We start from the raw sequence: 26,536 nt of genomic DNA, 5'->3' as shown, positions 1-26,536 counted from the left end.
TCATGAACACTCAATCAAATACGGCGTTCTCGTTATTGGCATTGGCAATTGGTGCCTTTGCCATTGGCACCACTGAATTCTCACCAATGGGATTGTTGCCGAATATCGCTAATGATTTAGGGATTTCAATTCCAACGGCCGGTATGTTAATTACAGGTTATGCACTTGGTGTCATGCTAGGTGCCCCATTCATGACCCTATGGTTCGGTGGTTTTGCACGCCGTAATGCACTTATTTTGCTGATGGCGATCTTTACGGTCGGTAACCTAATCGCAGCGTTTTCACCAAGCTATATGAGCTTATTAGGTGCTCGTCTCATTACAAGCTTGAACCATGGTGCTTTCTTCGGGATTGGCTCTGTTGTAGCGGCAAGCATTGTACCCGCGCACAAACAGGCCAGTGCTGTAGCCACCATGTTTATGGGTTTAACCATTGCCAATATCGGTGGTGTACCGTTAGCAACATGCGTTGGGCAAAACATTGGCTGGCGTATGTCTTTCCTTGCGATTTCTTTGCTTGGTGTAATTACCATGCTCGCTTTATGGAAAGCGCTCCCTCAAGGTATGGTTGCTCAAAAACCAAATGTGAAAGCTGAGTTGAAGGTATTAACGCGTACTCCTGTGGTCCTTGCGCTACTCACTACCGTACTCGGTGCAGGTGCAATGTTTACGCTCTATACCTATATTGCACCAAGTTTGACTGAGTTTACCCATGCTTCACCGACGTTCATTACGTTCATGTTGGTATTGATTGGTGTCGGTTTCTCAATTGGTAACCATTTAGGCGGACGTTTTGCAGATTTGTCGATTAATAAAACTTTGATTGGTTTCTTGGTTCTGTTAATTGTGATGATGGTGACTTTCCCAATTCTTGCACAAAGCCAGATTGGAGCAGCCATTGCATTAGTGATCTGGGGTGCAGCAACCTTTGCTTTAGTACCACCTTTGCAAATGCGTGTAATGTCAGTCGCTCATGAAGCACCGGGACTTGCCTCTTCAGTGAATATCGGTGCATTTAACTTAGGTAACGCAGTAGGAGCAGCAGCAGGCGCGTTAGTACTCGATCTAGGTTGGGGTTATAGCGCAGTATCTTTTGCTGGCGCATTGTTGGCAGGGTTAGGTTTGTTATTGGTTTTATTTCAAATCAAACGCGAAAGCAGCCCTGCACAAGCTTTACAGCAATGTTCAGATTAATAAAAAAGCGCCTGATCTCAGGCGCTTTTTTTAAGCTATTTATTTTAAAATATCTGGTAATTTAGGGTGTTCATAAATTGGACTGGTCACTTCCCGCTTCATTTTAAGCAGCATCTGATAAGGTTGCTGTTGAACAAACATATTTACAAAGCTCAACGGAATTGCACCAGCAGGATCAGCATAACCACTGGTCGTTACTTTCACCTTATTATTTGCAAGTTTCTGGAATGTCCAATCCCCTTCATAGCGTGTTAAGCGCACTACATCAGGTTGTATCGGATAATTTCCGCTAATTGCAGTATTTTTAATTGTCACAACACCATTTGCGGCCTTGCTCATTTTTCCCTTTACAACGACATCACGATCTTTCAAAGGAAACGGAAAATCCAACACCATATACAGTGTGAACTCACCTTTTTTCTCATCTTGAGACAACATTTCAACTTTGCCCATATAAGGCACCCACTGGTCAGCACGATTTACATCTAAAATCACAGCAACAACGCGTTCAAGTGGCACATCAAATGTGGTTTCTGCTTTATATTGAAAGACTGGATTATCAGTTTTTTGATAGGTCCAGACTTTAATATTATTACGGTCTAAGCTGAGTTTAGCTTTTTCTGTAGAAGCAGCCCCCGTCCAGAGGCTGCTTAAGCAAAGAAGAGTGGTCAAGGCAATTTGTTTTTTATTCATGTTCTGCTCTATCTTGTTTTTCTCGCTACACATGGAATACGTACAGGGTTTTATACCTGTACGTCGTTCAATCCTAAAACATCTTTCATGTCATATTTACGCGCTTCACGGCCCACAACCCATGCAGCAGCTCGTACTGCACCAGCAGCAAAGTTCATACGGTTAGTCGCTTTATGAGTCACTTCAACGCGCTCACCTTCACCAATAAACATCACTGTGTGTTCGCCAACGATGTCACCACCACGAATAGTTTCAAAACCAATTGTTTGACGGTCACGTGGGCCCGTATGCCCTTCACGTCCATACACAGCAACTTCTTTTAAGTTACGACCTAAAGTATCTGCAATTGCTTCACCCATCATTAATGCTGTACCTGACGGCGCATCTACTTTATGACGGTGGTGAGCTTCAATCACTTCAATATCTACTGTATCGCCAAATACTTTTGCTGCAAGCTCAAGTAACTTGATTGATACATTTACACCTACTGAATAGTTCGCAGCGTAAACCACAGGTATCTGGGTGGCAACTTCGTCTAACTCAGCTTTTTGCTCATCTGACATGCCCGTTGTCCCGATTACTATAGCTACCCCAGCTTCACGACATAGCTTTAGATGCTCAGATGTTGCAACAGGAGTAGAAAAGTCAATTACGACGTCACAGTCTTTAAGAACCTCTGCCAAGCTCCCTGTAAGCTTCACTCCAATTGAACCTACTCCTGCAAGTTCACCAGCATCAGCACCGATTAAAGTACTTTCTGGGCGTACAACGGCTGCTCCTAATTGATAGCCTGCTTGTTGAACTGCCTGAATAAGTATACGGCCCATACGACCGCCTGCGCCTAAAATACCAATGCGTGGAGCTGCTGACATAATCCTTTCCAATCTTCGGTTTTACGTAATTTGTCTACTATATCAAAACTCTTTGCTCATCTTAAAAAGTAAAAATTATTTTTTGAGATGAATCAAAATTTAATCTGTTTTCACAAAAGTTAAAGAATTGATCGGCACACTACGAAGCCACGAATGAGAAAAAGATGACTATAAAGGAGTTCAGCATGCATTCGAGAATTATTAGCTTCACAGTGATGATGGGGATTATGAGTTCAGTGGCATTTGCAGAGCCTGCAATCCAGCCAGGAGACACATTAGAAAGTTTATCTAAAGCGCGTATTACAACAAACGTAAATACCCAAACACCAACGCCTACAGCTCAAACAAGCAATGCCAATGCTGACGTTAAAGTTGAAGATATTGACCCGATTATTGGCGAAACTACAGCAGAAACACCTAAAGCAGCTGTACAGCCACAAGCAGTAGCCGCAACAGTGATCGAAAATGCTCCGACTCTTGCTTCTAGCGAACCGACTGTAAGTGTTAATGATATTGATGTTGCTCACCCTACAGAGTAAACAGACATAATTTTTCTTTTAAGCAGAATAAAAATAATAAGATACATCAGCGCAATAAAAAGGCGGATATTGATAAAATATCCGCCTTCTTTTTAAGTTCTTGTCTAATCAAGTATTAATCAAATAAACGATCAAAGAATGATTTTTTCTTCGGTGAAGAAGCGCTGTCTTCGCCATCAAAAGAAGCTTGCAACTCTTTAAGTAATTCACGTTGGCGAGAATTTAAGTTGACTGGTGTTTCTACCACAATACGGCAAAGTAAATCACCGACCATGCTGCTACGTACTGGACGAACGCCTTTACCACGTAAACGGAATAATTTACCTGTTTGAGTTCCTTCAGGAATTTTAAGGCTAACACGGCCTTCCAAAGTTGGAATTTCAATTTCTTTACCAAGCGCAGCATCAGCAATGCTTACTGGTACATCCATATAAAGATCGGCACCATCACGTTGGAAAATTTCGTGTTCACGAACGACAACTTCAACGTACAAGTCACCTGATTGGCCATCACGAATTGCTTCGCCTTTACCACTCAAACGAACGCGGTCACCATTATCTACACCCGCTGGAATTGTAACTTCCAACGTTTGTTGGCGATCGGCAACACCTGAACCATGACATGCCTGACAAGGGTTTTTAATAATTTTACCTTGGCCACGACACGTACCACATGTTTGTTGTACAGAGAAGAAGCCTTGCTGCATACGAACTTGTCCTGAACCATGACAAGTTTTACAGGTTTCAACATCTTTTGGATTTTTAGAGCCTTTACCATCACACACATCACATGGTGCAGGAGCAGTAAAGGTAATAGTTTTTTTCACCCCTTTTACAGCTTCTTCAAGGGTAAGTTCCATTACATAGCGTAGATCTGATCCGCGACGTTGACGCTGTTGACGTCCACCACCACCGAATGCGCCGCCGAAGATATCACCGAACTGGCTAAAAATATCTTCTGCACTAAATCCACCGAAGCCACCACCGCCCCCGCCAAAGCCACCTTCGAACGCATTATGACCCATGCGATCGTACATGCTACGCTTTTCGCTGTCCGATAAAACTTCATAAGCTTCAGCAGCTTCTTTAAATTTCTCTTCAGCTTCGGCATTGTCAGGGTTTCTATCAGGATGATATTTCATCGCCAATTTACGGTAGGCTTTTTTGATCTCATCATCACTTGCGGTTTTTGAAACGCCTAAAACCTCATAATAATCACGTTTAGCCATTTTTGGCGGTGCTCCTCACGGAATTTTATCAATACTCTATTGCCGACTAAATGGGGGGCTTTAGCCGGATTTACAAGGGGAAAATGTTTAAAAAATAGATATATTAAAAAACTGCCTTATTTTTTAAATATTTAGACAAGCCTTTTAACCATGCATTTAATAGAAATAACCACGCAATAGCGCTAAAAACTACGCCAGCAACCGTAGAGGCTGTGACCCAAAGATTACTATCCCATGCAAAGAAGAAGAGCGGAATGAACCAGACAACAGCAAAAATTGCCATAAATAGAAATAGAATCCCGTTGCGCATAATCCATAGCGCATGCGCATGAATCCAAACTTCTGCATTATCTACAACTGCCACTTTACGAGCGACCAAATAAGCAAAGGCCGCAAAAATAACCGTAAACAATGCAAGAAACATGAACGCATAAGAAATTACTATATAACGGCGATGCTGTTCGATATGGTCTTGCCCCATCTGTATTTCACCTCAATTCACTGCATTTTGCCTATTTTTTATGCAGCGAAATAATCCTGTATTTTTTGTGTAAAGACAGGTGCTACTATATTGGAGTTTTCAATATTTCGCACCTTTATTCACAAAAAAATTATGTATTTTATGCGGTTTTTTTCACCTTAAACCACGCTGCGTAGAGTGCAGGTAGGAAAAATAATGTCAGTAAGGTGGCAACAATCAATCCGCCCATGATCGCAACTGCCATCGGACCAAAGAAAATACTTCGAGAAAGTGGAATCATGGCCAGAACTGCGGCTAAAGCAGTCAAAATAATTGGACGGAATCGACGCACTGTCGCTTCAATAATTGCTTCCCAAGTTGGATGTCCAGCTTGTCGGTCCTGCTCAATTTGATCAATCAAAATAAGCGAGTTACGCATGATCATGCCAGAGAGCGCAATTGTGCCTAACATGGCCACAAAGCCAAATGGTTTGTTAAATAACAATAAGAATAAAACAACACCAATTAAACCCAGTGGAGCTGTTAACAGCACAATCGTCGAGCGAGACAAGCTTTTGAGCTGAATCATCAGTAATGTCATGACCACTGCCAAAAAGAGTGGCATACCCGCATTCACAGAATTTTGTCCACGTGCAGACTCTTCTACGGTTCCACCCACTTCAATTAGATAGCCACTTGGCAATTCAGCACGTAACTTATCCATTGATTCAGCTAACTCACCAACTACTGTAGCTGGCTGTAGTTGAGTTCGGATATCTGCGCGAACAGTAATCGTCGGTAAGCGGTTACGATGCCAGATCAAACCATCTTCAAACTTATACTCAATTTTCGCGATTTGAGCTAAAGGTACAGTGGTTCCATTGTTCGTTGGCACAGCTAAGCTTGCCAGTGAAGCCACTTCAACGCGCTCTGCTTGGTCCCCGCGTAAGCGGATTTCAATGAGTTCACGTTTTTCACGATATTGCTCAATCGCACTACCTGTAATTGATGCATTAATAAAGTTCGCTAAATCCAGACTAGAGACACCCATTTGTCGAGCACGGTCTTGATCAATTTGAATAGAAATAATCTTACTTGGTTCGCCCCAGTCTAAATGCACATTGGTGGTATTCGGGTTCTCGCTGATCACTTTAGCGACTTGCTGCGCTTCTTTACGTACCAGATTTAAATCTTCACCTGACACACGATATTGCAATGGATAACCAACAGGTGGGCCATTTTCGAGTAATGACACACGAGTACGGACTTGTGGGAGTAACTGCTTAATTTGTGTTTCTAACGAACGACGAATGTCATCACGATCATCAAGTGATGATGCGAGTACAACAAACTGAGCAAAGCTGGCTTGCGGCAATTGCTGGTCTAAAGGTAAATAAAAACGTGGTGAACCTGTCCCTACATAGGCCACATAGTTATCAATACCCTTTTGTTTAGACAGGAAGTTCTCAACCTTTTTCACAGCTTGTTCTGTTGCTGTTAAAGAAGCGCCTTCTTCAAGTTTTAAATCGACTAAAATTTCGGCACGGTTTGAAGGTGGGAAAAACTGCTGAGGTACCATCTTAAACATGAGTACAGATAGCACGAAAATCCCCACCGTCGTTGCAATCACGGTTTTACGGTAGGTCACACAAAACTCGACCATCTTTCTAAAATGTAAATAGAAACTAGATTGATAAGGATCGTAATGATGGTCCTGTGAAATTGCCACAGTTTGCGGTTGTGGTTTTTTCGTTAATCTTGCCCATAAGCGGACATACCAAGGCGCCTGATGTCCTAACTTAGTAAAATCTGGTAATAGCTTTTCACCTAAATAAGGTACGAATAGAACTGCTGCAATCCAAGACACCAATAAAGCAATGGTCACGACCTGAAAAATAGAGCGCGTATATTCGCCTGTACTAGACTGAGCCGTAGCAATCGGTAAAAAACCTGCCGCAGTGATGAGCGTTCCGGTTAACATTGGAAATGCGGTAGTTTTCCACGCAAATCCGGCGGCTTTAATCCGGCTATAGCCCTGCTCCATCTTAATGGCCATCATCTCGACGGCGATAATCGCGTCATCGACTAACAGGCCTAACGCCAAAATCAGAGCACCAAGTGAAATCTTATGCAGCCCGACATCGAATAAACTCATACCAGCAAAGGTCATTGCTAAAACTAAAGGAATAGAAAAAGCAACCACCAATCCCGTACGGAAGCCTAAAGAGAAAAAACTCACTAACAAAACAATAATGACTGCTTCAGCGAGTACCTTCACAAACTCATGAATACTACGTTGTACTGCTACAGGTTGGTCAGAAACTTTTTGCAATTTCATGCCGAGTGGCAAGGTCTTTTGTAATTGGGCAAATTCTGTTTCTAGATTTTTACCCAGGGCAATAATGTCACCGCCTTTACGCATCGAAACAGCAATGCCAATACCATTTTCCCCCATGAAACGCATACGTGGCTGAGCAGGCTGACTAAAACCACGATAGACATCAGCGACGTCACCAAGCTGAATTGTTTTATCACCGACCAATAAAGGTGTTTTTTTAATTTCATCAATATTTTGCAGATGACCACTTACTCTAATTTGAATACGGTCTGTACTCGTTTCAAAAAAGCCCGCACTTGCCATACTATTTTGCTTTTGTAGGGCTTCTTGAATCGCTGTAACTGGAATTCCGAGCTGTACCGCTTTAGTGTTAGAAATCTCAACCCAGATTTTCTGATCTTGTAGACCAATTAATTCGACCTTACTGACATCTTTGACTCGTTGAAGCTGTAATTGCAAACGATCTGCATATTCTTTCAAAAGTGCATAATCAAAGTCTTTGCCTGTCAGTACATAAATATTACCGAAAGTGTCCCCAAATTCATCGTTAAAAAATGGGCCTTGTACACCGTTTGGCAGTTCATGGCGAATATCATTCACCTTCTTACGGACGTTATACCAAACGTCAGGGATCTGTGCTGATGTCAGCGAGTCCTTGGCAACAAACGTAACCATCGACTCACCCGGGCGGGAGTAAGCCATGATCTTGTCATACTGCCCTGTTGTCATGAGTTCCTTTTCGATACGGTCAGTCACCAGCGTTGAAACTTCTTTCGCTGTTGCTCCAGGCCAATAGGTTTGTACGACCATGACTTTAAAGGTAAATGGTGGGTCTTCACTTTGTGAGAGTTTTGAATAAGAGATGGCGCCGATAATGCCAAGTAACAGCATAAAATAAAGGACGATACCTTTATTATTTAATGCCCATTCCGAGAGATTGAATTTCATGGCTGGGTTGCTCCCTGAATTTTCACCGCACGGTTTTCACGATCAATCGGATGAATCTTCTGTTTATCACGAAGCAAATGTACACCGCCAATCACAACCCAATCATTTGGAGCCAAACCAGATAGCACAGGTACGCTATCTTTGCCATATGCACCAATCCTTACAGGTACTTTACGCAAAGTCTGGTTCGCATTAACGACCCATACGTAAGGTTGATTATCTGTTGCTGAAACACTCGAAAGTGGCACACTCATCACATTGGTTTGAACTGAGGTAAAAAATACGCGTGCACTTTGTCCAAGCTGAATAACAGATTGACCTTCTTTAAGTGCAACTTTCACTGTAAATGTACGGGACTGATCCGCCGCTGGGGAAACTTCGCGCACATAACCGGCAAATCGGTCATTCGGTTTAGACCACAAGGTAATCCAAGCGGTTTGACCAACTTTAATCTCGCTAACCGCTTGTTCAGGAACACCAATAACAACTTCACGCTCTCCATCAATTGCAAGTTGATAAGCAGCTTGTCCTGCTGCAACCACTTGTCCAATTTCTATATTTCGCGCAGTAATTACCCCGTTTTTATTAGAAACGAGTTGGTTATAACCAGTTTGGTTGGCAGAAACTTCATAATTAGAACGAGCTTGCTGTAGTGCCGCTTGTGCCGCATCGTATTGATTTTTTACCGTATCGAATTGCGAACGGCTCACTGCATTAATAGGGAGTAATTGTTGAAAACGTTTAAGTTCATCTGCTGCTGTTTTCGCTGAAGCCTGTGCATTATCCAGTTGGGCTTTAGCAGCATTTAATTGTAACTGCGCATCTGCCACATCGAGTTTTGCTAATACTTGTCCAACTTTAACTCGGTCGCCTACATCCACATAGCGTGCAGTAACTTGTCCACCAACCCGAAATGCCAAAGCCGTTTGTTGTCTAGCCTGCACATCCCCTGCATAGCTTTTTTGTTCATTGAGTGTGGTTAATGGTTGCGCCACCATCACATAGGGTATTTCTTCTGTTTTGGGTGCTTCTTTACTGCATCCCATTAATGTGACCGTACAAACAATCACCATACTCATGATGAGAGGTTTTAACAGATTCATATCTTATCGCTCTTATTCAAACTGATTTTTTAAGGCACAATATGCTTGCATCATAGTTTGTTTGTTTTTTAATTAATATACCTATGGGTACATTAATTAAAAAAAACTTATAAATATTTATTTTTTTTAAACTTTTATTAGAGGATTTTGTGCAAACAGTTAATCAAAGTGGTCGCCCCAAAGATCTGGAAAAGCGTGCTCGTATCCTACAAGCCGCGAAAGCTATTTTTTTAAAATCCGGTTATCACGGTACTAGCATGAACCAGATTGCACAGGAAGCCGGCGTTACTAAACTCACGGTTTATAACCACTTTCAAGATAAAGTGAATCTATTTATCTGTGCGATTACAGAAACTTGTGAAGAGACACTGGATACTAAACAATTTGACTTAGATACATCAGCAGACTTCTATCAAACACTCTTTATCGTATGTTCACGTGCTTTGCAGATTATTTATTCACCTGAAGCATTAAAGCTTGATCACGTATTATTAGAGCTTGCAGCAGAACAGAGCCCACTCGCCCTACAGTTTTTTGATGCATCACATACTCGACTGCAAAATCAATTAGCCGCATTCTTCCAAAAAGCGGCTGAATTAGGTTTTATCCAAGCCGATGACCCAACCTATCAAACCGAGCTTCTTTTGTCTTTATTGCTTGGTGTACGCCATCACAAGGTTTTACTGGGCATTACTGCTGCCCCAAATGCTCAGGAGCTAGAGCAAATTATTCGCGATGCAATTCATTTATTCTTACTCAAATATGGGAGTTAAACCAAAGTCCGATTGTCAAAAGTTACGCTGAGTGCATGCCAGCTTTTAAGACGCTACAAGCGAATTAAATGTTATTTTTTAAGCAAAAATTCACATTTTCTTACGCTCAAAGCTTGGAATGTTCGCTAATCGCGCTATATTCGATAAGAATAAGAACAGGAGAAAATAGCATGGTTCAGCAAATCGATGCGCCACTGCGTGAGGATGTCCGCTTACTTGGTAATTTGTTAGGTGAAACCCTAAAACAACATGCAGGACAAGAACTGTTTAATCAGATCGAGCAAATCCGTGCTCTTGCCAAAGGTGCACGTGATGGTCAAGCTGAAGCCGAAAAGCAATTAGAACAATTATTTTTAGAACTGCCCGATGAAGAGCTATTACCTCTCACCCGCGCTTTTTCTCACTTCCTCAATTTTGCCAATATTGCCGAGCAATATCATGTGGTCCGTAGCCGCAGACAGGCAGAATTTGATTCGGATGCAAACTCTCCGAATCCGCTTGTTCACTTATTTCAAAAATTTAAAGATAAAAGTATTTCGACAGAAAAACTGTTCCAGCAAATTTGTGATCTTAAGATTGAGTTAGTACTTACAGCGCACCCAACTGAAGTGAGTCGTCGTACCCTGATTCAAAAATACGATGATATTAACGCTTGCCTCTCACAGCTTGATCAGCAAAAACTTACCCCACGCGAACGCCAAAATGCACTTGCAAACTTAAAGCAACAAATTAGTTCAGCTTGGCAAACAGATGAAATTAGACAGCACCGCCCTACTCCAGTCGATGAAGCAAAATGGGGATTTGCCACAATTGAGCAAACACTTTGGAATGCTGTACCTAAATTCATTCGCGAGTTAAATGAATTAGTTCAAGAAAACTGCCAACTCAATTTACCACTTAATATTGCACCAGTACGTTTCGCATCTTGGATGGGTGGAGACCGAGATGGTAACCCAAATGTTACTCATCAAATTACCCAAGAAGTACTCTGGTTATCACGCTGGCAAGCTGCGGACCTCTATTTAAGAGATATCGAAAATTTACGTTGGGAACTTTCAATCCAGACTTGTTCTGAAGAAATGATTCAAGCAATTGGTAGCCAACATGCAGAACCTTATCGTGAATATTTACGTGCAACACGCGAGCGTTTAAAAGCAACTCGCCACTGGTTAGCTCAGCGTTTACAAGGCTTAGAAGCAGACGACAGCAATGTCATTAAAAGCAAAGACGAACTCTTACAGCCTTTATTGCTGTGCTACCGTTCTTTAATCGACAGTAACCTACCTGAAATTGCGAATGGTCAGCTTCTCGACTTCATCTATCGTGTGAACTGTTTTGGTATTGAACTACTTAAACTCGACATTCGCCAAGAATCAGGCCGTCATCGCCAAGCAATTTCAGCAATTACTGAGTATTTAGGTTTAGGTAATTTTGAATCATGGACTGAACAAGCGCGCCAAAATTTCCTCATTCAGGAACTCCAAAGCAAACGCCCGCTTTTACCGAAATATATTAATGAGCCTGAAGGTAGTTTGATTGGTCATCCAGATGTTCAAGAAGTATTTGCAACCATGCGTACTTTGGCAGACCAACCGCCTGAATCCTTAGGGGCATATATTATTTCGATGGCTGAATATCCAAGTGATGTTTTAGCTGTGTTGTTATTGCAAAAAGAAGCAGGTATTCAACACCCTTTACGTGTAGTTCCTCTATTTGAAACTTTAAAAGATTTAGATGGCGCTGCAACTACCATGAATACGCTGTTCAATATGCATTGGTATAAACAGCACATTCAGGGTAAACACGAAGTCATGATTGGCTACTCCGACTCTGCAAAAGATGCTGGTTTCATGTCTGCCAACTGGGCGCAATATCGTGCTCAAGAAGAGCTAACAGCAATTGCTCAAACACACGGCGTACAGTTGACATTATTCCACGGTCGCGGCGGTTCAATTAGCCGTGGTGGGGCACCAACCCAACAGGCTTTGTTCTCGCAACCTCCTGGTTCAATTTCTGGGGCAATCCGTGTCACAGAACAAGGTGAAATGATTCGCTTCAAATTCGGTCTAGAAGGTATTGCGATGCAAAACCTTGAAATCTATACCGCAGCAACACTTGAAGCGACATTATTACCACCACCAGAACCTAAGGCCGAATGGCGTGAACTCATGAACCGTATGACAGATCATTCTGTTAAGGTTTATCGCCAAACAGTCCGTGAAAATCCACACTTTGTGAAGTATTTACGTACGGTTACCCCTGAGCTTGAATTACAAATGTTGCCGTTAGGCTCGCGTCCTGCAAAACGTAAAGTGAGTGGTGGCATCGAGTCTTTACGTGCGATTCCGTGGGTGTTTGCATGGACTCAAATCCGTTTGATGTTACCTGCATGGCTAGGCACTGGCGCAGCTATTAATGAAGTGATTGCAGATCAGCAAAAAGCGACACTTGATGAAATGCTCCAGCAATGGCCTTATTTCCAAACACTCATTGATATGCTGGAAATGGTATTGTCTAAAGCCGATGCCAACATTGCACTCTATTACGAGTCTCATTTGACTGAAGATGAAGATTTGAAAGTGCTCGGCAACCAATTACGCCAACGACTAAAAGATGCTGTTGAAACCTTGCTTGCATTAAAAGATGAATCAAAGCTTCTGAGTAATAATGATGTTCTTGATCAATCTATGCAGGTTCGTAAGCCATACCTACTTCCTTTGCATCTTTTACAGGCTGAACTCATGAAGCGTCGTCGCGATTATCTAGCGCAGCGTCAGGCAGAGCACACCCCTGTCGACCATGCACTTATGGTGAGTATTGCAGGTATTGCCGCTGGATTACGTAATACGGGCTAGGCTGATTTTACCGATTGTTTTATAAAGCAGTGCGTCCCGATGTGCTGCTTTTTACTTGCAAAATTCTCTATTTTTCTTAAACTTTCCTCGATTTTCTATTTTTTTGAATATTTTTTAAAAATCATAAAATTAATTTTTATGAGAAAAAAATAACTAAATACGGATATTTAGTTTTTTAAAAATTATACCAATCGTTAAAAAATAATTACTTTTCACTTACATACTTCTCACTAGAGATTAAATGCTTTCCCAAGAAAGAGTATCATTGCAGCAATTAAAGAATAATGAGCTCATTTTATGTCCAATTGGTTTCCAAAATGGCAGCCTTACCAAGGTGATATTGACCATCGGCCAGTCTCTACCAATGAATATCTTCCACCCGTTCAAAGTGCTGTTTTGGGTATTCAACATGCATTTGCCATGTTTGGGGCGACTGTTTTAGCACCGTTACTCATGGGTTTTAATCCTAACCTTGCTATTTTAATGTCTGGCATCTGTACCATCTTGTTCTTTTTAATTACAGGTGGTCGTGTTCCAAGTTACTTAGGTTCAAGTTTTGCCTTTATTGGTGTGGTTGCAGCTGCAACTGGACATATTACAGGTTCAGGTGCCAATCCAAATCTATCCATGGCTTTAGGTGGAATCGTAGCATGTGGTGTTTTTTATGCCATCATCGGTTTTATTGTGATGCTTACAGGTACACGCTGGATTGAAAAACTCATGCCACCTGTGGTGACTGGCGCCATTGTGATGATTATTGGTCTAAACCTTGCACCTGTTACGATTAAAGGTGTTGCAGGCCAACCATTTGAAATGTGGATGGCCTTAATTACAGTACTTTGTATGGGCAGTATTGCAGTCTTTACTCGTGGCCTATTGCAACGTTTACTTCTATTGATTGGTTTGATCTTGGCCTATGTAATTTATGCCATCACCACTAATGGACTAGGTTTAGGTAAACCAATCGATTTTAGCCAGATCTCACAAGCCGCATGGTTTGGGATCCCAAGCTTTTCACATCCTACCTTTGACACGAATGCTATGCTAATTATTGCACCAGTTGCACTTATCTTAGTAGCAGAAAACCTAGGACATATTAAAGCTGTTGGCGCGATGACTGGTGAAAACCTGACTCCACAATTAGGTAAAGCATTTGTTGCAGATGGTTTGGCAACAACACTATCTGGTAGTGTCGGCGCTCCGGGGATGACCACTTACGGTGAAAACATTGGTGTGATGGCAGTCACTCGTGTGTACTCAACCATTGTTTTTGTGATCGCAGGTGTCTTTGCAATTTTCTTAGGTCTATCTCCAAAATTTGGCGCGGTGATTAGTACGATCCCAAGCGCAGTTTTAACAGGTGCATCTATTGTTGTATTTGGTTTGATTACCATTGCCGGTGCAAAAATCTGGATTGAAAACAAAGTTGATTTTTCTAACAATAAAAACCTGATTGTTGCTTCGGTCACGATTATTTTAGGTGCTGGTAACTTTGAATTATTGTTCGGTAATTTCAATTTAGGTGGTATTGGTACAGCAACTTTTGCGGCCATTATTTTAAATTGGCTGTTTAGTTTAAAAGATAAAACCTAAATTCAAAAAGGCAGCGCAAGCTGCCTTTTTTTATTACGATTTAGTATGATGACTTTTTAGCCTTCAATACGTTCCCTGTCATGCGTTTTGATTTTTTTGATTTACAGCTGGTTCTTCATATTGTCTCTACAGGTAGTCTAACCAAAGGTGCAGACCGCTCTGCGATTTCACTTCAAGCCGCAAGCGAACGTATTAAAAAACTCGAACAATATTTTGAAACACCCTTATTTATTCGTCACACCACTGGTGTAGAGCTCACCACAGCAGGACACGCTTTTGTTGAGCATGCACGTCAACTTATGGCACAAAAAGAGCAGCTCGAACAAGAAATGCAGCGTTTTAAGCCGCCTACCACAGAGTCATTAACGCTTTGGTGTAACTCTTCTGCTCAAAGCGAATATTTGCCTCCGTTATTACCACAATATTTGGTGCTTCATCCCGAAATGAACATTGATTTACATGAGGCAGAAAGTTCAGAAATTGTAGAGGCATTAACGCAGGGAGTTGCAAATCTTGGGCTGGTCTCAAGTTTTTTTGATACCAGACATTTGCAAACTAAGGAATTTGCTAGCGATCCATTAGTTCTGATTTGTCCTCCTACTCACAACTTAGCTCAACACCAAGAGCTGAATTTGGTAGAGGCTTTAAGTTATGGTTTTATTGGTCTTAAACCCCATCATTCATTGCAACAGTCTATCGAAACTCAAGCTAAGCTATTAGGCTTTAATATACAGTACCGTTTGCGCTTACCTAATTTTGGGGCGATTGCTGAGGTAGTCGCCAAAGGTGTCGGAATTGCGATTATGCCAGCTCGCGCTGCCCAGCGTTTGCAATCGGACTATGACTTTCATTCCATTCAACTGCTAGGTGCTTGGGCAAATCGTAAACTGCTTTTGGCTACACAAAATTTCAATCAGCTCCCTAACAGTTATAAGCAATTTGCCGATTTTTTATTGCAACATCGCCCTTAAAAATTTAGTTTAGTGCAAAATCATATAAAGCCCTAATGACACCAAACCTATAAAAAAGATACGACGAAATAACTGCTCATTTAACCGATAACGGATTTTTTTACCTAACCACATTCCAACGAGCGCCGCCAACAATGCAGCGAAAGATAAACGATAATCCAATGCCATTCCCGACATCGGGTTGTGGTGTAAAAAGACTGCAAGACAAATGGTAGAGACAGTAAACGTTAGTCCTAAAGCCTGAACCAACTCATCACGCTTTAAATGTAAAGACTGCAAATAAGGAACGATTGGAATAATAATGACACCAGTTGCTACAGTCACTGCCCCGCCGATATATCCAATAATCGGTGATAGCCAACGTTCATACTTCCCTAAGTGTGGAAGTTTCTTCACGCACAGACCATAGAGTCCATATAAGGCCAACATACAGCCCAATAAAATCTCACTACTATGCCCATGGCTTTGACTTAAAGTGGGTAGAAAGCTCCATATTGAGCCCACAACAATGCCCACAAGCAAAGTCCAGAAACGGCGAATAAAAGCCCAGACATGTCCTTCAGCAAAAAGTTGCCAGACATTGGTGACCATTGAAGGAACTATCAGAAGAGAAGCTGCCTGAAAAGGGCTCATTGCGATGGTCAGTAAGCCCATAGATACTGCGGGCAATCCTAAACCAATCATGCCTTTAATCATGCCAGCGAAGGCAAAGACCACCATAATAATTGCTAAAAAAGTCACTGTTTATCTCCGATTCCTTAAAGGATATGCTACGGAAAAAACAGGTATTGCCCTATTCTTGTTTTTAGAAGTAGGCCTCAATTAAAAGTTGAGGCTGTTTTATATTTCTCTTCTAATACATTGCTAAAAATACTTTCGATCATCCATACACGATACAAGCTATTAAATACGTAGCTCTGACCATCAATACGCAGCTCTAAAACTGGCAAATCAGGCTGATGCTTGTCTTTGCAAAGTGCATCATTCTGCTCCAAAACAGATTGCACATCTTGGTCGGTTAGCTGCTCAATCCCAAGTTGTTGCTGTAACTGTTGGAAATGTTTTAAGAAAGATAAATCTTTTCCTTTTGTCCAAACTGCCTGCAATATCGTAAAAATTGTATCGATTTGCTGATTCTCTTGCACACTATAGAAAAGCTTTGCCATCTCTAATGTGCTTTCCTCAGTAGGGCGACAAAATGGTGTAAAGGCCACACCTGTTCGTTTAGAAACACGTGTCGCCAAACTCCAGTCAAACCAGTCTCGACCTTGATAACTTAAAGGGTAAACTTTTAGTTGAATATCATAATAATCAGCCAGTTCTTCCTTAATATAGGCAAGTAACAGCCAACTCATTGGATCTTCTAAAGCAATATAGATATCAAGCTCAGGATGAAGGGTCTGAATCTCGGTAAGTGCTTCAGCATCATTAATCAAATGTTCACGCCATTCGATATGATTAATTAAAAAAATTGGATTGCCCGTCAGTAACTTTTGCTGCTTCAGACGACGAGTTAAACGTAATAAATCATCTACTGCGTGATATTTACGTCCACCAAATTCAAAGTATGCCGCAGGTACAGGCTCATCCGTAAAAATGCGTTCTGAAAAATGTTGAGGAAGCTGATGTTTAACTGCCATAGCATGTAAAGTACGCAACTTTCCATATTGTTGCTGCCAAAGCATGTGGAAAATATCTTCTAGTAAATGGAAGAAATTCTGACCTTGTAATGGGGTTCTTTTTAATATGACTGCCGCTTGTTTTAAAGATTCTGGGCTTGGGATTTCTGGAAATTCATCAAAACCGAAACGATGTTGTTTGGCTAATATCTTGGCATCATTCAGACAATAATTCTGCCACTCTTCATGCGACATGCTGTTTGGAGGTTCAGAAGCCGTATGGGAAATAATAATTTTTAAAGGCTTAAGTTCATCACTTAAAATTTCATCTAGCTGAGACAATTGCTGAACAGCCAAATAGCTATACACATCATCAAGTCGTAAATAAATACTTAAACCATTTTCCGTGGGTAACACCGCTTGACGAGAAGGCTTTTGGTAAAACCAGCTCGATCGAATAGGGTCAAACCAACGGCGTAGCAGTGACATGAGTTGTGCCTCTAAAAATAAATCCTAAGCGAGATCAAAGATTGTTTTGATCATAATGCAAGGTAAAACAGTAGTCGAGATTGAAATATAACTACCTTAGTTCACGCAGAAAATAAGTCATGTTTTTAGCAAGTTTCTACGTAGGTGAAGATTTTATCACCATTTTATGGCAAACCCATAGAATGATCTAAAAACACCTTTTTCTACAAGCTGATTTTTTTTACCAGACATGAAAAATGCACCCTTAACATGATAGCAATTCATCGTGTTAAAGGGTGCATGATTCCTAATCAATTATTAAAATTGAATATTTTATAGAACGCGTACAGCTCCTTTCGCTGCACTTGTTGTATGCATTGCATAAACTTTTAACGCTTTTGATACTTTACGTTTACGTTCTTCTTTCGGATGCCAGCCTTTCGCTTCTTGCACTGTACGACGATGTGCCATAGTCGCATCATCAACGTTTAAGTGAATGGTACGGTTTGGAATATCGATTTCAATGGTATCGCCATCTTCAACCAAACCAATTGCACCACCTTCAGCTGCTTCTGGTGAAACGTGACCAATCGAAAGACCTGATGAACCACCAGAGAAACGACCATCTGTTACCAATGCACAGTCTTTTCCTAAACCTTTCGATTTAAGATAGCTAGTTGGGTACAGCATTTCTTGCATGCCTGGACCACCACGTGGACCTTCATAACGAATCACAACAACATCACCAGCTTTAATGTCATGACCCAAAATTGCATCTACAGCTGCATCTTGGCTTTCAAATACACGTGCTGTGCCCGTAAATTTCAAGATTGATTCATCAACGCCTGCAGTTTTCACGATACAACCATCAAGCGCAATGTTGCCGTATAGAACAGCTAAACCACCATCTTTAGAGAATGCATGTTCTGCATTACGGATAACGCCTTTTTCACGGTCGCCATCTAACGTTGAATAATAGCGATTTTGCGAGAATGCAACTTGAGTTGGAACACCACCTGGTGATGAACGATAGAATTCATAAACGTCTGCATCTTCAGTACGAATAATATCCCACTTATCCAACGCATCTTTTAAAGTTTTCTCGTGTACAGTCGGTACAGATACGTCAAGCAACTTCGCACGATCAAGTTCGCCCAAAATAGCCATAATACCGCCAGCACGATGAACATCTTCCATATGAACGTCTTGTTTTGCAGGTGCTACTTTCGACAATACAGGAACTCGACGTGATAACTCGTCAATATCGTCCATTGTAAAATCAACTTCTGCTTCACTTGCCGCAGCCAATAAATGCAGAACGGTATTGGTTGAACCGCCCATTGCAATATCAAGGGTCATCGCATTTTTAAATGCAGCCTTTGTTGCAATCGAACGAGGTAAAATACTTGCATCTTCTTGTTCGTAATAGCGCTTAGCCAATTCAACAATAAGTTGGCCTGCTTTTAAGAATAGTTTCTTACGGTTTGCATGTGTCGCAACAATCGAACCATTACCCGGTAAAGATAGACCTAAAGCCTCGGTTAAACAGTTCATTGAGTTTGCAGTGAACATCCCTGAACATGAACCACAGGTTGGACATGCCGAACGTTCAAATTCCTCAACTTCTTCGTCTGTATAACTTTCATCAGCCGCAACAACCATTGCATCAACAAGGTCAATCGCTTTTTCATTACCGCGGAACTTAACCTTACCAGCTTCCATTGGTCCGCCAGACACGAAAACAACAGGAATATTCAGGCGCATCGCAGCCATGAGCATTCCCGGAGTAATTTTGTCACAGTTAGAAATACATACCATTGCATCAGCACAATGTGCATTCACCATATATTCAACTGAGTCAGCAATCAAATCACGTGATGGTAATGAATAAAGCATGCCGTCATGCCCCATTGCAATCCCGTCATCTACTGCGATCGTATTGAACTCTTTAGCAACACCACCTGCTGCCTGAATTTCTGCTGCGACAAGCTGCCCTAGATCTTTAAGATGTACATGGCCCGGCACAAATTGGGTAAATGAGTTGACCACCGCAATAATCGGTTTGCCGAAATCCTCATCTTTCATTCCTGTTGCACGCCATAAGCCACGTGCGCCAGCCATATTTCTTCCGTGTGTCGATGTTTTTGAACGATAGTCAGGCATTAGTGTTTCCAACAAGTTGTGCTTGAGCGGAATTTTTCCCGCTCTGGCGGATGATACTGATATAGCGTTAGATCAGTCGGAATATTGACTCATCATCATAATTTGATCATTCTCCATTCTATAGAAGCAAATAATATTCTGAAAGCCAAGAACAGTAATAGACAGTCAATATTTAGCAAAACTTACATGAATAATTTTTTATTTTTTCATAACCTTTTTTTATCAATAAAAGTTTTTCAATAATTTTTTGTTCACTATTTAAAAACTAAAATGCTCAATCGCCATGAGTTTAGGGCTTCAATCGTTTTTCACGTATACTACGCCTAAACTCTTTTTGGATTGCATTTGTGAAAATTATTTTTGCTGGCACCCCCGAATTTGCTGCAACAGCATTGGCGGCTTTATTAAAAACTTCCCATGAAATTATCGCGGTTTATACTCAGCCAGATCGTAAATCGGGTCGTGGACAAAAACTAACGCCATCTCCCGTAAAACAACTTGCACTTGAGCATAATATCCCTGTTTATCAACCTCTTCACTTCAAAGCTTCAACCGAAGAAGGGTTAGCAGCTCAACAAGAACTGGCAGCTTTAGGCGCAGATGTGATGGTGGTTGCAGCCTATGGTTTAATTCTTCCACAAACTGTGCTCGATACACCTAAATATGGTTGTTTAAATATTCACGGTTCATTATTACCACGCTGGCGTGGAGCAGCACCAATTCAACGTGCGATTGCAACGGGTGATGACGAAACTGGTATCACCATCATGCAAATGGCTGCTGGTTTAGATACAGGCGATATGATGTATAAAACATACTGCCCAATCACTGCCGAAGATACCTCAGCGACTTTGCATGACAAACTCGCCGCTCAAGGTGCAACAGCAATTTGTACGGTACTTGAGTCAGAAGAAACACTACAAAAATATTTGGCAGAACGCGAAGTTCAAGACGAAAGCTTAACGGTCTATGCTCATAAGCTCATAAAATCAGAAGCTCGTATTGATTGGTTAATTGATGCTGTTCAAGTTGACCGAAATATTCGTGCATTCAACCCTTGGCCAGTTGCCTTCATTCAGTTAGATGAAAATAATGCTCTGCGTGTCTGGAACTCTCTAGTTTCTAGCCAAAGCAAAGCGAATGCTCAAGCTGGTGAAATTATTGCAATCGATAAACAAGGTGTGCATGTTGCCTGCGGTGAAAATACATTTATTTGTCTGACTAGTGTGCAGTGGCCGGGTGGTAAAGCATTAAACGCTCAACAAATTGCACAAACTCAAAAACTTCACGTAGGACAAATTTTGCCATGAGTCAGGTTACCTCAAATTCCTCACGTTTTAACCTGCGTGCTCAAGTCGTCCAGACATTATTAAAAGTTCAGCAAGGCCAATCACTCGCTAGTATTTTAAATACACAGCTGAATCAGGTCGCAGAGCGTGATCGTGCTTTGTTTCACGAACTTGTTTTAGGCACATTGCGCCAATGGTTTGCACTTAAATCAATTAGCCTACCTCTACTCAGCAAGCCTTTAAATAATGAAACAGTAGAAACTTGTCTTTATGTTGGTCTTTATCAAGTTTTATGCACGCGTATTGCAGCACATGCTGCTATTTCAGAAACAGTAGATGCGACAAAACAACTTGGTTTCCCTGCACTCAGCGGCATTGTGAATGCAATTTTACGCAGAGCTACTCGTGAAACTGATGACTTTCAGCAAGGTTTACAGCAGGCGCATGGCTTACCAAGTTGGCTTTTCAAACGCTTAAAAAAGGATTGGGGTGAACAAACGGAATCTCTCTGCCAATCTTTGATGCAAGTCGCTCCTTTAACCTTAAGAGTGAACCAGCGTCATATTGGCCGCGATGCTTATTTAGCAAAATTACAGAGTTTAGAAATTCAGGCACGTGCATGTACTTTGTCTGAGACAGGTATTGTTCTTGAACAGTCTGTACAAATTACTCAACTACCCGGTTTTGAACAAGGTTGGTTTTCGGTACAAGATGAACACGCTCAGCTTTGCGCAACATTATTGCCAGATTTGAACGATAAAATAGTAGTTGATGCTTGTGCTGCCCCAGGCGGTAAAACTGCTCATTTACTTGAAAAATTTAAACCTGCTCAGCTCATTGCGATTGATCAGGACCCAAGCCGTTTAGTGCGTGTAACTGAGAACTTAAATCGCTTAGCACTTGATCAAAGTCATACAGAGATTTTAGCAGCCGATGCAACTCTATGGGTACCTGCACAGCCAGTAGATTGTATAGTGCTCGATGCACCTTGCTCTGCTACAGGGGTTATTCGTCGTCATCCTGACATACGCCTATTACGCCAATCTAGTGATATAGCTCAAACCATTGAGCTACAAAAGCAGATCTTGGACCACATGTGGCAACAACTCAAAGTTGGCGGTACATTGCTTTACATCACCTGTTCAATTTTAAAAGCTGAAAATGAACAGCAGATGATGAAATTTTTTGCTGAAAATCCAAATGCAAAAGAGATTAAAATTGAAGCCGATTGGGGAATTGAGCAAACCTATGGTCGCCAATTACTGCCAGAAGCGCAGTCTGGTGATGGGTTTTATTATTGTAAAATCCAAAAAATTGCATAAAAAAAAGCAGGCTTTAAGCCTGCTTTTTTACTCGATCAGCATTAAAGTGTGTGCTGATCTTTTACTTCTTCTAAAACGTCATCTAACTCTTCAGGATGTTTCGATAAATGGATAATGGATAAAGCCAAGCCGCCCCATAAAAACACCATCGAAATTACCATCATCACGATTGCTGAAGTATTCATTATTCTATCCTCCTAGCGATCTTTCATTTTGCTTAAAACGATTGCAACGACTGCACAGAAAATCACGCTTCCCCAGCCGAATACACCTTGTAAGCTCATACTATAAGTATCATAGCCATTTTTGATCAAATTAAATACAGTCATACTGAGTGTAGTTAACAAGATTAATGATGTAATGACTGTTAAAGTGAAATCCCATCCCTTACCTAATTGAATAGTTGAGATGCGATTAACGTGATCACGAAGTTCCATTAGAGCAGAACGTTTAAACCAAGCCACGGTAATAATAGAAAGTAAAGCACCGCCAATAATACCGATGTTATTGATAAAGTGGTCAACGATATCAACCAGTTTAATTGCGTTTACACTTGAGAATAAAATAATTGATACAAGCGCACTACCACCACCAATAATGGTTACAGCTTTTTTACGACCCCATTTCAATTTATCTTGCATTGCTGCAATAGGTACTTCCAAAATACTCACCATCGAAGAAATACCAGCGACGAAAAGGGAAGAGAAGAATAAGAAGCCAAATAAATCGGCACCTGCACCTAAACTTGAAATAATTTTAGGGAATGCAATAAATGCTAATCCAATCCCGCCACTCACCACATCTTTAACTTCAGTACCTGCAGCATGTGCCATAAAACCAAGCGCTGCGAAGATACCAATACCAGCCAAAATCTCTGTTGATGCATTTGCAAAACCAACGATTAAACCAGAACCTGTTAAATTCGTTTTTGGTTTCAAATAAGATGCATAAGTCACCATGATCCCGAAACCGACAGAGAGGGAGAAGAAAGTATGGCCATAAGCCGCTAACCAAACTTTATAATCCATCATTGCTGACCAGTTCGGCGTAAAGAAAGCATTTAAGCCTTGAACCGCGCCTGGTAAACGTAATGATTGAATCACTAAAATAGTGAAGAGAATAAATAATAAAGGCATGAAAATCTTATTTGATAATTCCACACCTTTTTTCACACCACCATAAAGAATGATTAAAGTAAGTGCCCAAATCCCAACAATCGGCCAGAATAAATGGCCTACAAACTGTAAATCAAAACCAGTTGCTTTTGTGGTTTGCAAATAGGTATTAAAGAAGAAACCTTCTGGATCACTTCCCCACATTTGGCCAATAGAGAAATAAACATAACTACCAGCCCAAGTGAGTACACTTGCATAGTACAAACCAATGATAATACAGACACAAACCTGCCACCAACCTAAAGTTTCTCCGCCTTTAAATAGGGCACGATAAGCTTTAGGCGGGGAGTTAGTACTACGATGACCTACCGCATAATCTAAAAATAGCAACGGTAAACCAGCAGTAATGAGTGCCAATAGATAGGGAATAAGAAACGCACCGCCACCATTTTCATAAGCAACGTATGGGAAGCGCCAGATATTACCTAAGCCTACAGCCGAACCAACGGCTGCAATAATAAAACCAGATCGTGACGTCCAGTTTTCACGAGAATCTGTCATAGAACACCTAATGTTAAAAGATTACTTATTTTTACTGCTATTGTTGATTGTTATTCCGCATGCAAAAAAAGAACCAAAAAATACTTTTGTGTTTGTAGAAAATAAAAAGCACCTTTTGAGTATTTTTATTCCCTTAACAAACAAGCAAAAATAGAAAATTCTTCCTTAAAGATTTTTGTCCATTTTTTGCCCCTATATAGCTGAACAATACCTGTTTTTATTTCTTTTTACTGTAATTTCCGTCAGAAATTTTACGAATTTTCTGAGTTTTTTTCACAATTGGTTATTTTTCAGCTAATATTTACGTTCTACTACTTGTAGCTCAACATTATTGTTCAATGACATTTTCTGCCAACTCTTAAAAAAGCTCCTTTAATTACTCAACTTATCCACTAATTTATTTTTAACTCTCCAGTTATCAATTAAAATTTAATAAGTCAGTACGATTGACAAAATTTATACTAAATTTTCTAAAAGATTAAATTCATTTAAATTAAATAAAAAATATTAATTCTTTGAAATACATAAACTTTTTTAAGGATTAAAAATTTATTCATATCACACATCTCAGATCCTTATTTTTTATCAATGCATCTGTAGCAAGATGTCTATATCATGCGCTCAAAGATTTCTTTTATGTGGATGTAAAAATGAAAATATTAAAAATATCTTTATTAACGCTCGGGATGGGCTTAAGTGGCTTTGCTCAAGCAGACTTCGTAGGAATAAAAGGAGACGTCGGTTACTGGTTTTATGACGGTAAAGCGAATATGTCTTCTCAATCATCCGAAGATCAAGACTTAGACCAAAAAGGTAGTGCTCAAATCTCATTAGCAGTAGAGCACCCAATTCCATTTCTTCCCAATGCCAAAATTCGTTATGTAAATTTAGATACCGAAACTAAATCAGAAACTTTAGGTCAAGCCAATTATAAAGTTGATTTAGATCATAGCGATTTTATCCTCTACTACGAGTTACTAGATAATATCGTAAGTGTAGATGCTGGTCTTGGTGCAACTATATTAAATGGTGATATTACTGCGTACACAGGTAAGCGCGTGGATATTGATAAAACATATCCTATTGCTTATTTGTCAGGTGAAGTAAAACTACCGTTTACAGGCTTAAGTGCTAAAGGTGAAGCAACTTATACAAACTTTGATGATGCGCGAATTACAGATGCACTGGCAGAAGTAAAATATAAATTTGCAGATAACCTACTAATTGATCTTGGCCTTACAGCAGGCTATCGCGTACTTAATATCGACTTAGATGACTACGATAACAATGACCTTAAATTTGAGTTTAAAGGCCCATATGTAGGCTTGGAAGCACATTTCTAAATCAGAGTTTCAGAAATAAAAAAGAACTCTATATGAGTTCTTTTTTATTTAAATCATATCTACATAACCTAAATATTTTCGAATTCTTTGACACCAAGCTTGAATATTTGGATATAGCTCCAAATCAAAACCACCTTCTTCCGCGACATGCGTATATGCATACAAGGCAATATCAGCAATAGTTAATTGATCTCCAACAAGATAGTCGTGATCTACTAAAGCTTTATCCATAATAGATAGTGCTTTATGGCCTTTTGGCTGTAAATTATGGTATTCCTCTATTCTTTCTGGTGGTAACCCTAAATATTTATTAATAAAACGAGCAACTGCAATAAATGGTTCATGACTATACTGCTCAAAGAACATCCATTGGTACATTTTGGCTTTAATAAAAGGATCTGTAGGAATAAATTTTGTTCCTTCAGCCAAGTAACCTAAGATAGCATTCGATTCACTCAGAACGCGACCATCTTCTAGGACTAATACAGGTATTTTTCCATTAGGATTTAAAGATAAAAAATCAGCTGTTTGAGTTTCTTTGTTTAAAATATCAACGTGGATCCATCTATGATTAATATTTAATAAGGAAAGTAATAGTTTTATCTTATAGCAATTACCCGAACCGACATCACCATAAATTATCATAGTTGCTCTTCCCTTATTATGCATACTTAATAGATTAATTTTCTTATTATTTATAGCACAGCTCTTCCTTACTATTTTATATTTATTCCCTACTAATATATTTTTCCCGCGCGATAAAAAACACCCCCATTCATTGGAATGGGGGTGTTTAGAATAATGAGCTGGCGATGACTTACTCTCACATGGGTAACCCCACACTACCATCAGCGCTAAGAGGTTTCACTTCTGAGTTCGGGAAGGGATCAGGTGGTTCACTCTTGCTATGGTCGCCAGCACAACTGGTATGGATACTTGCTTCGTTTTATTCACTGTGTGATACGTTGCGTTTTCCAAATCTTTACAGATGGGCTGATTGGTCTGATTTTTCGTTGTTCATTTTAACTAAGCATTCAACTAAATCAAGTTGCTTTGCATGTTTATGAATCGATTGATGCTTCATATACAA

At 40.5% G+C, this 26,536-nt stretch carries 21 protein-coding genes and 1 rRNA gene; 9 read left to right on the top strand and 13 right to left on the bottom strand.

The features are described from left to right. Positions 1-2: 2 nt before the first annotated feature. The gene (locus KTJ10_RS10645) at positions 3-1,193 is read left to right on the top strand and encodes an MFS transporter (protein WP_262441992.1); all 1,191 of its coding nucleotides are present in this window, start codon (positions 3-5) and stop codon (positions 1,191-1,193) included. 39 nt (positions 1,194-1,232) lie between these two features. Here KTJ10_RS10645 and KTJ10_RS10640 read toward each other — a convergent pair whose 3' ends face one another. Continuing rightward, positions 1,233-1,886 carry an START domain-containing protein gene (locus tag KTJ10_RS10640; protein WP_262441991.1) on the bottom strand — a complete coding sequence of 218 codons (654 nt, stop codon included), beginning with the start codon at positions 1,884-1,886 and terminating at the stop codon, positions 1,233-1,235. Between the two features lie 50 nt (positions 1,887-1,936). Further along, on the bottom strand, positions 1,937-2,758 hold the full coding sequence (gene dapB / locus KTJ10_RS10635) for a 4-hydroxy-tetrahydrodipicolinate reductase (RefSeq protein WP_262441990.1): 822 nt from the start codon (positions 2,756-2,758) through the stop codon (positions 1,937-1,939). A gap of 185 nt (positions 2,759-2,943) precedes the next feature. Between dapB and KTJ10_RS10630 the strand changes: the two genes are divergently transcribed. After that, complete coding sequence (locus KTJ10_RS10630; protein WP_086265732.1) at positions 2,944-3,297, top strand: hypothetical protein; 354 nt, start codon at positions 2,944-2,946, stop codon at positions 3,295-3,297. A 115-nt stretch (positions 3,298-3,412) separates the two neighbouring features. Here the strand turns inward: KTJ10_RS10630 and dnaJ are convergent, their stop codons facing one another. The 4 genes from dnaJ to KTJ10_RS10610 all read right to left on the bottom strand — a co-directional run bounded on the left by dnaJ (position 3,413) and on the right by KTJ10_RS10610 (position 9,374). Next, a complete protein-coding gene (gene dnaJ / locus KTJ10_RS10625) occupies positions 3,413-4,525 on the bottom strand; it encodes a molecular chaperone DnaJ (protein WP_002119101.1) in 1,113 nt (370 codons plus the stop codon). 103 nt (positions 4,526-4,628) lie between these two features. Further along, positions 4,629-5,006, bottom strand: a complete 378-nt coding sequence (locus KTJ10_RS10620) for a membrane protein (protein WP_005804326.1) — start codon at positions 5,004-5,006, stop codon at positions 4,629-4,631. 139 nt (positions 5,007-5,145) lie between these two features. Next, complete coding sequence (locus KTJ10_RS10615) at positions 5,146-8,271, bottom strand: efflux RND transporter permease subunit (protein WP_262441988.1); 3,126 nt, start codon at positions 8,269-8,271, stop codon at positions 5,146-5,148. Beyond that, positions 8,268-9,374, bottom strand: a complete 1,107-nt coding sequence (locus tag KTJ10_RS10610; protein ID WP_262441987.1) for an efflux RND transporter periplasmic adaptor subunit — start codon at positions 9,372-9,374, stop codon at positions 8,268-8,270. The genes KTJ10_RS10615 and KTJ10_RS10610 overlap by 4 nt, the downstream gene beginning before the upstream one ends. A 149-nt stretch (positions 9,375-9,523) precedes the next feature. On the opposite strand from KTJ10_RS10610, the gene KTJ10_RS10605 reads away from it, so the two are divergent. From KTJ10_RS10605 to KTJ10_RS10590, 4 genes are all read left to right on the top strand, one after another. Next, entirely contained in the window at positions 9,524-10,147 is a 624-nt protein-coding gene (locus tag KTJ10_RS10605; protein WP_199977239.1) for a TetR/AcrR family transcriptional regulator, read from the top strand. A gap of 170 nt (positions 10,148-10,317) precedes the next feature. Next, positions 10,318-13,002 carry a phosphoenolpyruvate carboxylase gene (gene ppc, locus KTJ10_RS10600; protein WP_032052352.1) on the top strand — a complete coding sequence of 895 codons (2,685 nt, stop codon included), beginning with the start codon at positions 10,318-10,320 and terminating at the stop codon, positions 13,000-13,002. A 297-nt stretch (positions 13,003-13,299) separates the two neighbouring features. Further along, positions 13,300-14,595 (top strand): solute carrier family 23 protein, encoded by a 1,296-nt coding sequence (locus KTJ10_RS10595; protein WP_002119102.1) that lies wholly within the window; start codon positions 13,300-13,302, stop codon positions 14,593-14,595. Positions 14,596-14,675: 80 nt separating this feature from the next. Further along, positions 14,676-15,566 carry a LysR family transcriptional regulator gene (locus KTJ10_RS10590; protein WP_262441986.1) on the top strand — a complete coding sequence of 297 codons (891 nt, stop codon included), beginning with the start codon at positions 14,676-14,678 and terminating at the stop codon, positions 15,564-15,566. Positions 15,567-15,575: 9 nt separating this feature from the next. Here KTJ10_RS10590 and KTJ10_RS10585 read toward each other — a convergent pair whose 3' ends face one another. From KTJ10_RS10585 to ilvD, 3 genes are all read right to left on the bottom strand, one after another. Then, positions 15,576-16,307 (bottom strand): sulfite exporter TauE/SafE family protein, encoded by a 732-nt coding sequence (locus KTJ10_RS10585; RefSeq protein WP_262441985.1) that lies wholly within the window; start codon positions 16,305-16,307, stop codon positions 15,576-15,578. 77 nt (positions 16,308-16,384) lie between these two features. Further along, positions 16,385-17,674 carry a hypothetical protein gene (locus KTJ10_RS10580; protein ID WP_086375994.1) on the bottom strand — a complete coding sequence of 430 codons (1,290 nt, stop codon included), beginning with the start codon at positions 17,672-17,674 and terminating at the stop codon, positions 16,385-16,387. A gap of 312 nt (positions 17,675-17,986) precedes the next feature. Next, on the bottom strand, positions 17,987-19,816 hold the full coding sequence (gene ilvD, locus KTJ10_RS10575) for a dihydroxy-acid dehydratase (protein WP_013196516.1): 1,830 nt from the start codon (positions 19,814-19,816) through the stop codon (positions 17,987-17,989). 347 nt (positions 19,817-20,163) lie between these two features. On the opposite strand from ilvD, the gene fmt reads away from it, so the two are divergent. Both fmt and rsmB read left to right on the top strand, forming a co-directional pair. Next, positions 20,164-21,126, top strand: a complete 963-nt coding sequence (fmt, locus tag KTJ10_RS10570; RefSeq protein ID WP_262441984.1) for a methionyl-tRNA formyltransferase — start codon at positions 20,164-20,166, stop codon at positions 21,124-21,126. Then, a complete protein-coding gene (gene rsmB, locus KTJ10_RS10565; protein WP_262441983.1) occupies positions 21,123-22,427 on the top strand; it encodes a 16S rRNA (cytosine(967)-C(5))-methyltransferase RsmB in 1,305 nt (434 codons plus the stop codon). Before fmt ends, rsmB begins: the two co-directional genes overlap by 4 nt. Positions 22,428-22,468: 41 nt before the next feature. On the opposite strand, the gene KTJ10_RS10560 is transcribed toward rsmB, so the two are convergent. Both KTJ10_RS10560 and KTJ10_RS10555 read right to left on the bottom strand, forming a co-directional pair. Beyond that, positions 22,469-22,612 carry a methionine/alanine import family NSS transporter small subunit gene (locus KTJ10_RS10560; protein ID WP_002119126.1) on the bottom strand — a complete coding sequence of 48 codons (144 nt, stop codon included), beginning with the start codon at positions 22,610-22,612 and terminating at the stop codon, positions 22,469-22,471. Positions 22,613-22,624: 12 nt separating this feature from the next. Further along, on the bottom strand, positions 22,625-24,103 hold the full coding sequence (locus KTJ10_RS10555) for a sodium-dependent transporter (RefSeq protein ID WP_086375991.1): 1,479 nt from the start codon (positions 24,101-24,103) through the stop codon (positions 22,625-22,627). A gap of 638 nt (positions 24,104-24,741) precedes the next feature. Between KTJ10_RS10555 and KTJ10_RS10550 the strand changes: the two genes are divergently transcribed. Next, positions 24,742-25,446: a TIGR04219 family outer membrane beta-barrel protein gene (locus KTJ10_RS10550; RefSeq protein WP_262441982.1), complete on the top strand. Its 705-nt coding sequence runs from the start codon at positions 24,742-24,744 to the stop codon at positions 25,444-25,446. A gap of 48 nt (positions 25,447-25,494) precedes the next feature. Here KTJ10_RS10550 and KTJ10_RS10545 read toward each other — a convergent pair whose 3' ends face one another. Together KTJ10_RS10545 and rrf are read right to left on the bottom strand one after the other, a co-directional pair. Beyond that, positions 25,495-26,091, bottom strand: a complete 597-nt coding sequence (locus KTJ10_RS10545) for a glutathione S-transferase family protein (protein ID WP_199977253.1) — start codon at positions 26,089-26,091, stop codon at positions 25,495-25,497. A 159-nt stretch (positions 26,092-26,250) separates the two neighbouring features. Next, positions 26,251-26,365 (bottom strand): 5S ribosomal RNA (gene rrf / locus KTJ10_RS10540). Between the last annotated feature and the right edge of the window lie 171 nt (positions 26,366-26,536).

Source organism: Acinetobacter sp. WU_MDCI_Abxc222, from assembly GCF_025514755.1.
GTDB classification, from domain to species: domain Bacteria; phylum Pseudomonadota; class Gammaproteobacteria; order Pseudomonadales; family Moraxellaceae; genus Acinetobacter; species Acinetobacter geminorum.
The sequence above is the reverse complement of the archived record's forward strand: the minus strand, read 5'-3'. Positions and strand labels throughout refer to the sequence as shown.

What these genes read in the sequence shown, in the direction of transcription:
- KTJ10_RS10645 (WP_262441992.1), top strand. Translation starts at nt 3, where the DNA reads ATGAACACTCAATCAAATACGGCGTTCTCGTTATTGGCATTGGCAATT.
- KTJ10_RS10640 (WP_262441991.1), bottom strand. Translation starts at nt 1,886, where the DNA reads ATGAATAAAAAACAAATTGCCTTGACCACTCTTCTTTGCTTAAGCAGC.
- dapB (WP_262441990.1), bottom strand. Translation starts at nt 2,758, where the DNA reads ATGTCAGCAGCTCCACGCATTGGTATTTTAGGCGCAGGCGGTCGTATG.
- KTJ10_RS10630 (WP_086265732.1), top strand. Translation starts at nt 2,944, where the DNA reads ATGCATTCGAGAATTATTAGCTTCACAGTGATGATGGGGATTATGAGT.
- dnaJ (WP_002119101.1), bottom strand. Translation starts at nt 4,525, where the DNA reads ATGGCTAAACGTGATTATTATGAGGTTTTAGGCGTTTCAAAAACCGCA.
- KTJ10_RS10620 (WP_005804326.1), bottom strand. Translation starts at nt 5,006, where the DNA reads ATGGGGCAAGACCATATCGAACAGCATCGCCGTTATATAGTAATTTCT.
- KTJ10_RS10615 (WP_262441988.1), bottom strand. Translation starts at nt 8,271, where the DNA reads ATGAAATTCAATCTCTCGGAATGGGCATTAAATAATAAAGGTATCGTC.
- KTJ10_RS10610 (WP_262441987.1), bottom strand. Translation starts at nt 9,374, where the DNA reads ATGAATCTGTTAAAACCTCTCATCATGAGTATGGTGATTGTTTGTACG.
- ppc (WP_032052352.1), top strand. Translation starts at nt 10,318, where the DNA reads ATGGTTCAGCAAATCGATGCGCCACTGCGTGAGGATGTCCGCTTACTT.
- KTJ10_RS10595 (WP_002119102.1), top strand. Translation starts at nt 13,300, where the DNA reads ATGTCCAATTGGTTTCCAAAATGGCAGCCTTACCAAGGTGATATTGAC.
- KTJ10_RS10590 (WP_262441986.1), top strand. Translation starts at nt 14,676, where the DNA reads ATGCGTTTTGATTTTTTTGATTTACAGCTGGTTCTTCATATTGTCTCT.
- KTJ10_RS10580 (WP_086375994.1), bottom strand. Translation starts at nt 17,674, where the DNA reads ATGTCACTGCTACGCCGTTGGTTTGACCCTATTCGATCGAGCTGGTTT.
- ilvD (WP_013196516.1), bottom strand. Translation starts at nt 19,816, where the DNA reads ATGCCTGACTATCGTTCAAAAACATCGACACACGGAAGAAATATGGCT.
- rsmB (WP_262441983.1), top strand. Translation starts at nt 21,123, where the DNA reads ATGAGTCAGGTTACCTCAAATTCCTCACGTTTTAACCTGCGTGCTCAA.
- KTJ10_RS10560 (WP_002119126.1), bottom strand. Translation starts at nt 22,612, where the DNA reads ATGAATACTTCAGCAATCGTGATGATGGTAATTTCGATGGTGTTTTTA.
- KTJ10_RS10555 (WP_086375991.1), bottom strand. Translation starts at nt 24,103, where the DNA reads ATGACAGATTCTCGTGAAAACTGGACGTCACGATCTGGTTTTATTATT.
- KTJ10_RS10545 (WP_199977253.1), bottom strand. Translation starts at nt 26,091, where the DNA reads ATGATAATTTATGGTGATGTCGGTTCGGGTAATTGCTATAAGATAAAA.